This is a genomic window from Streptomyces sp. NPDC047981, from assembly GCF_040653315.1.
In the GTDB taxonomy this organism is placed as follows: Bacteria; Actinomycetota; Actinomycetes; order Streptomycetales; family Streptomycetaceae; genus Streptomyces.
In genome coordinates this window covers 1-5,482 of the sequence record NZ_JBEZNQ010000164.1, presented here as the reverse complement: position 1 = coordinate 5,482, position 5,482 = coordinate 1, and the positions used below count along the sequence as shown (strand labels likewise).

Here is a 5,482-nt window from a genome sequence, read left to right as displayed (position 1 = left end):
CTCGGCACGTGGGCGGCGCGCGCAGCCGGGCGGCGGCCGACGCGCCGGCGCCCTCCCCGGCGCCCGAACCGGCGCCGGTGGGCTGACGCCCTTCTCGTACGGCCGCGTGCCCCCGCTGTAGCGGACGGGGGCACGCGGCTTTCTCATGTGCCGGGCGCGCCCGGGAGCGCTCAGCTGCCGGGCGGGCGGTGACGGGCCGCGATGCCGAAGCGGCCCTGTTCACCCGGAGCGGACGAGAACGGGCGGATCTCGGAGACCACGCTGCCCGCCAGCTCCTCCGCCGCCTCCTCCTCCGCTTCAAGTCGTTCCAGGTCAGCGGCCGAGACCAGCGCCACGAGCGGCTTGCCGTGGCGGGTCACGACGACCCGTTCGTTGCCGTACACCACGCGGTTGATCAGGTCGGCGAGCTCTGCACGTGCTTGCGTCACCGGAATCTCGTAGGCCATGCTCCTCATCTTACGGCCTGTACGTCCTGTACATTTTTTACAAGGAGGCGCCGCCATGCACGCTCGCTACGTCCTGCCCGAGTTCACCGAGCGCACGAGCTTCGGGAGCCGGACCCTCGACCCGTACTCCAAGCTGCTCGAGAACCGGATCGTCTTCCTGGGCACCCCGATCGACGAGACCTCGGCCAACGACGTCATCGCACAGCTCCTGCACCTGGAGTACGCCGATCCCGACCGGGACATCGCGCTCTACATCAACTCCCCCGGCGGCTCGATGAGCGCCATGTCCGCGATCTACGACACGATGCAGGTCGTCACCTGCGAGGTGGAGACCACCTGCCTCGGGCAGGCCGTCTCGACCGCGGCCGTGCTGCTCGCGGCCGGCGCGCCCGGCAAGCGGCTCGCGCTGCCCGGGGCACGGGTCGTGCTCCAGCAGCCCTCGATGGACGAACCGTTGCAGGGGCAGCCGAGCGATCTCGACATCCAGGCACGGGAATTGATGCGGCAGCGCGCGATGCTGGCGGGGATGCTGGTCACCCACACCGGCCGGAGCCGGGAGCGGATCGACGCGGACATCGACCGCACCACCGTCCTCGACGCGTCCGCCGCGACCGCGTACGGCCTGGTGGACCATGTCGTCCAGAACCGCGGGGCGTCCGGCGGCGCCGCCGGGAGGTGAGCCGGGATGGTTCCCGAACTGCCGCCGCTGCCCGCCCTGACGCGCGCCGAGGGCGAGTTCATCGACGCCTACCTCGAAGTCGTCGATCTGCTGGGCCGCATCAATCCATCCAGGGCGTCGCATACCTATGGGGCGCTGCGCGCGGCTCAGGCGCTGGTGGGGCGGGCCAACGCCCTGCGTGACGCGCTGACGGCGATGCATACGCGCGGCGAGAGCGAGGTGCACGCGGAGACATTGGCGCGCGCCCTGCGGGTGTTGGACGGGGAGCGCCGGTCCGGGCGCGTCACCCTCCCGGGGACACCCGCGAGTTGACATTCCCCCGTGTCGTGTCGAGGGCCGGTCGGCCCAGCGCGGCCGCAGAATCGCTCCCCCGTTCGGCGTAGTCGACGAATCGACATATGCGCGGGGTGAGTTGCGCAACGGGTGTACGCATCTGGCGGAATCAGGCGTTCCACCCCTGGTCCGGGACTCGTCCGCCAAACCTCCGACGATCACGAAACATGCCTGTCCACCCGAATGGATCAGTCGTGAGGAGCCTCACATAACGCCGTTTCGGCTCGGATTTCGCCCAGGTTGTGGGTCAAGATCCCTCACGACGACAAGCCCCCGCCACCGCGGCGGGGCGGTCCGGGCGGACGCCGAGTCCTGCCGCTGTCCCGGATGTCTGGTCGACAGGAGTGGATCGGCAGGAGTGGAGGACCCGAGCAGTACGGGACGGCCGGCACGAACGGGCCGTTCCTCGGGGTGAAGCCGCAACCGCGGCCGGGCGTCTTCGCCAGCCCGAACCCGACAGGTCATCCTTCACAGGCGGCTGACGAAGGGTTGCGCATGACTGCGCAGATTCATGTCCCGTCCCTGCTGTCCCGGGCCGGAGCCGTCTCGGCTCTCACCCTCGCCGCCCTCGGCGGCACGATGCTGGCACCAGGTGCCGCACCGGAGGCCCAGGCCGCGACGTCGCACGCCGGCAAGGCGCTGAACATCGCGGCCTCCAAGAAGGGATCGCCCTACAAGTACGGAGCGTCGGGACCGACCCGGTTCGACTGCTCGGGGCTCACGCTCTACTCGTACAAGAAGGCGGGCAAGTCGCTGCCCCGTACCGCGCAGCAGCAGTACAACAAGACCCGGCACATCTCCGCGTCCAGCAGGCAGAAGGGGGACCTGGTCTTCTTCCACTCGGGTGGAAGGGTGTACCACGTGGGGATCTACGCGGGTAGCGGAAAGATCTGGCACTCGCCCAAGAAGGGCTCCTGGGTGAAGCTCGACAAGATCTGGACGTCCAAGGTGTATTACGGCCGGGTCCGGTGACGACCGGACCGGTCTGACGTGAGGACGGAACCGGTCCGACGTGACGACGGAACCGGTCCGACATGAGGACGGGTGCGGTGGCGCCGCCGCACCCGTCGCTCCTCAGATCGGGGACGTCGCCGGCGAGACGGTCCAGGGGAGCTTGATCCAGACCGTCTTGCCGCCCTCGTCGGTCGGGGTGACGGAGAGCCTGCCCCCCGCCTCCGCCGTCAGGATGCGGATGATGACCATCCCGCGTCCGTTGTCCTGCTGCACCGCCGCCGGGAGCCGCTTCGGCCAGCGGGGGTGGCTGTCGGTGACGCCGATGTGGAGCTGCTCCTCACGCTCCAGACGGACGTCGACCGTGAAGGTGGGCGACTGGCCGAAGGTGTGCTGGACGGCGTTGGTGGCCAGCTCCGAGACGATCAGCCGGACCGTGTCGGCGGTGTCGCTGCCGCCCGCGAGCCCCCACCCGCTCAGGACGTCGGCGACATATCTCCGGGCGGCGGACACCGAGGCGGGATCGCTCGGCAGAGTGACGGTTGCTTCCTGGTGGTCTGCCATGGCGACGCTGTCCCTTTCCCACCGGGCCCGGCCCGGTTTGCACTGCGCGTCAGACTGCCACCGATCGCCCCGCCCCGCCCGGCGATCCACCAAGATATGTGCATATTTGTCGCTCGAAGCGGTGAACTCTGCGACGAGAGACCGTATTTGGGTCCCGTCAGTGGGAGGCCTCCGGTGCCGTCCGCAGGATCGTGGCGACGGCCTGCTCGATCTGGGCGTCCGTCAGATCCGCGCGGGCCGTGAGCCGCAGCCGCGAGATGCCGTCCGGGACGGACGGTGGCCGGAAGCAGCCGACGGCGAGCCCCTGCTCGCGGCAGTCGGCGGCCCACCGCAGCGCCGCCTCCGGCGAGGGCGCGCGGACGGAGACCACGGCCGCGTCCGGGCGCACGGCGGTCAGACCGGCTTCGGTGAGCAGCCGGTGCAGCGTGCCGGCGACGGTCCTGGCCCGCTCGGCGAGACCGGGTTCGTCCCGGATCAACCGCAGGCTGCTCAGGGCCGCGCCGACGGCCGCCGGGGCGAGACCGGTGTCGAAGATGAACGTCCGGGCCGCGTTGACCAGGTGCTCGATCACCCGGGCCGGCCCGAGGACCGCTCCCCCCTGACTGCCGAGGGACTTGGAGAGGGTGAGGGTGGCGACCACGTCGGGGTCGCCCGCGAGCCCGGCGGCGTGCAGGGCGCCCCGGCCGCCGTCGCCGAGCACACCGAGGCCGTGGGCGTCGTCCACGACGAGCCCGGCGCCGTGCGCCCGGCAGGCCTCGGCCAGCTCCGGCAGCGGGGCCCGGTCGCCGTCGACCGAGAACACGGAGTCGGAGACCACGAGCGCCCGGCGGTCCGGGTGGGCCTGGAGGGTCTTGCGTACCGCCTCGGGCTCGGCGTGCGGGACCACGGCCGTCTCGGCGCGCGAGAGCCGGCAGCCGTCCACGATCGAGGCGTGGTTGCCCGCGTCGGAGACGATCAGCGCGTCACGGCCGCTCAGCGCGGTGAGCGCGGCGAGGTTGGCGGTGTAGCCGGAGGAGAAGACGAGGGCCGCCTCGAAGCCGCAGAACGCGGCGAGTTCGCTCTCCAGCCGGGCGTGCAGCCGCGTGGTCCCGGTGACCAGACGCGAGCCGGTGGACCCCGCGCCCCAGCGCCGGGCGGCCGCGGCCGCGGCCTCGGTCACCTCCGGGCGGCGGGTCAGTCCGAGGTAGTCGTTGCTCGCCAGATCGAGCGGCTCCGCGTCGGCGGACCGGGGCCGCAGCGTGCGGACGAGCCCCGCCTCCGCGCGACGGCGCGCCTCCGCGTCGGTCCAGTCGAACGGGGTCCGGCGGGTGTCCTCGTCCCGGTGCATGGGCCAGATCCTTTTGTAGGCAGCGCACAGACCCTAACCGGCCGGGGCCAGGGACAGGGTGTGGTCATCCACACACGTCAAACTTGCGCGTTTGTTCAGATCCTCCTTGGCCGCGGGGTGTGCCGTAAGCAAGGATCAGCCCTTATGGACCTGCTGAACACGCTGGTGGACAAGGGGCTGCGGCGCGAGCTGCCGAGCCGTGAAGAAGCGCTCGCCGTGCTGGCGACCTCCGACGACGAACTGCTCGATGTGGTGGCCGCGGCGGGCAAGGTGCGCCGCCAGTGGTTCGGGCGTCGCGTGAAGCTGAACTACCTCGTCAATCTGAAGTCGGGGCTGTGCCCCGAGGACTGCTCGTACTGTTCGCAGCGGCTCGGCTCGACGGCCGGGATCCTCAAGTACAGCTGGCTGAAGCCGGACGAGGCCTCGCAGGCGGCGGCCGCCGGTGTCGCGGGCGGCGCGAAGCGGGTCTGCCTGGTGGCGAGCGGCCGCGGGCCGACGGACCGGGACGTGGAGCGGGTCGGCAAGACGATCGAGGCCATCAAGGAGCAGAACGAGGGCGTCGAGGTCTGCGCCTGCCTCGGACTGCTCTCGGACGGTCAGGCGGAGCGGCTGCGCGAGGCGGGCGCCGACGCCTACAACCACAACCTGAACACGTCCGAGGGGACGTACGGGGAGATCACGACCACCCACACCTACGCGGACCGGGTGGACACCGTGCAGAAGGCGCACGCCGCCGGTCTGTCGGCCTGCTCCGGGCTGATCGCGGGCATGGGCGAGAGCGACGAGGACCTGGTCGACGTCGTCTACGCGCTGCGGGAGCTCGACTCGGACTCGGTGCCGGTCAACTTCCTGATCCCCTTCGAGGGCACTCCGCTGGCGAAGGAGTGGAACCTCACCCCGCAGCGCTGCCTGCGGATCCTGGCGATGGTCCGGTTCGTCTGCCCGGACGTCGAGGTCCGGATCGCGGGCGGGCGCGAGGTGCACCTGCGCTCGATGCAGCCGCTCGCGCTGAACATCGCGAACTCGATCTTCCTCGGCGACTACCTGACGAGCGAGGGCCAGGCCGGCAAGGCGGACCTGGACATGATCGCGGACGCGGGCTTCGAGGTGGAGGGCGCGGGCACGACCATGACCATCTGCGCGTGCTTCGGGTACTTCTTGTCGATCGAGACGATCGCGCAG

Annotated in this window: 7 protein-coding genes and 1 riboswitch; of the genes, 4 read left to right on the top strand and 3 right to left on the bottom strand. The window is 70.9% G+C overall.

The features are described from left to right. Positions 1 to 170: 170 nt before the first annotated feature. Complete coding sequence (locus AB0E14_RS39160) at positions 171 to 446, bottom strand: type II toxin-antitoxin system Phd/YefM family antitoxin (protein ID WP_362430184.1); 276 nt, start codon at positions 444 to 446, stop codon at positions 171 to 173. Positions 447 to 501: 55 nt separating this feature from the next. Here AB0E14_RS39160 and AB0E14_RS39155 point away from each other — a divergent pair, with 55 nt between their 5' ends. The 3 genes from AB0E14_RS39155 (at position 502) to AB0E14_RS39145 (ending at position 2,430) form a co-directional block, all read left to right on the top strand. Next, complete coding sequence (locus tag AB0E14_RS39155) at positions 502 to 1,125, top strand: ATP-dependent Clp protease proteolytic subunit (protein WP_362430181.1); 624 nt, start codon at positions 502 to 504, stop codon at positions 1,123 to 1,125. A gap of 6 nt (positions 1,126 to 1,131) precedes the next feature. After that, positions 1,132 to 1,437: a hypothetical protein gene (locus tag AB0E14_RS39150; protein ID WP_362430178.1), complete on the top strand. Its 306-nt coding sequence runs from the start codon at positions 1,132 to 1,134 to the stop codon at positions 1,435 to 1,437. Between the two features lie 314 nt (positions 1,438 to 1,751). Beyond that, positions 1,752 to 1,950, top strand: a riboswitch (cyclic di-AMP (ydaO/yuaA leader). A gap of 3 nt (positions 1,951 to 1,953) precedes the next feature. Next, positions 1,954 to 2,430, top strand: a complete 477-nt coding sequence (locus tag AB0E14_RS39145) for a C40 family peptidase (protein ID WP_362430175.1) — start codon at positions 1,954 to 1,956, stop codon at positions 2,428 to 2,430. Positions 2,431 to 2,532: 102 nt separating this feature from the next. Here AB0E14_RS39145 and AB0E14_RS39140 read toward each other — a convergent pair whose 3' ends face one another. Continuing rightward, the gene (locus AB0E14_RS39140; protein WP_362430171.1) at positions 2,533 to 2,973 is read right to left on the bottom strand and encodes an ATP-binding protein; all 441 of its coding nucleotides are present in this window, start codon (positions 2,971 to 2,973) and stop codon (positions 2,533 to 2,535) included. A gap of 157 nt (positions 2,974 to 3,130) precedes the next feature. Beyond that, positions 3,131 to 4,300 carry an 8-amino-7-oxononanoate synthase gene (locus AB0E14_RS39135; RefSeq protein WP_362430168.1) on the bottom strand — a complete coding sequence of 390 codons (1,170 nt, stop codon included), beginning with the start codon at positions 4,298 to 4,300 and terminating at the stop codon, positions 3,131 to 3,133. A gap of 144 nt (positions 4,301 to 4,444) precedes the next feature. On the opposite strand from AB0E14_RS39135, the gene bioB reads away from it, so the two are divergent. Then, positions 4,445 to 5,482 (top strand): biotin synthase BioB (bioB, locus tag AB0E14_RS39130; protein WP_362430165.1); only part of this gene is annotated, 1,038 nt, incomplete at its 3' end.

Excerpts from the sequence above, each read along its gene's own strand:
- AB0E14_RS39140 (WP_362430171.1), bottom strand. The coding sequence starts at position 2,973 with ATGGCAGACCACCAGGAAGCAACCGTCACTCTGCCGAGCGATCCCGCC.
- AB0E14_RS39155 (WP_362430181.1), top strand. The coding sequence starts at position 502 with ATGCACGCTCGCTACGTCCTGCCCGAGTTCACCGAGCGCACGAGCTTC.
- AB0E14_RS39160 (WP_362430184.1), bottom strand. The coding sequence starts at position 446 with ATGGCCTACGAGATTCCGGTGACGCAAGCACGTGCAGAGCTCGCCGAC.
- AB0E14_RS39145 (WP_362430175.1), top strand. The coding sequence starts at position 1,954 with ATGACTGCGCAGATTCATGTCCCGTCCCTGCTGTCCCGGGCCGGAGCC.
- AB0E14_RS39150 (WP_362430178.1), top strand. The coding sequence starts at position 1,132 with ATGGTTCCCGAACTGCCGCCGCTGCCCGCCCTGACGCGCGCCGAGGGC.
- AB0E14_RS39135 (WP_362430168.1), bottom strand. The coding sequence starts at position 4,300 with ATGCACCGGGACGAGGACACCCGCCGGACCCCGTTCGACTGGACCGAC.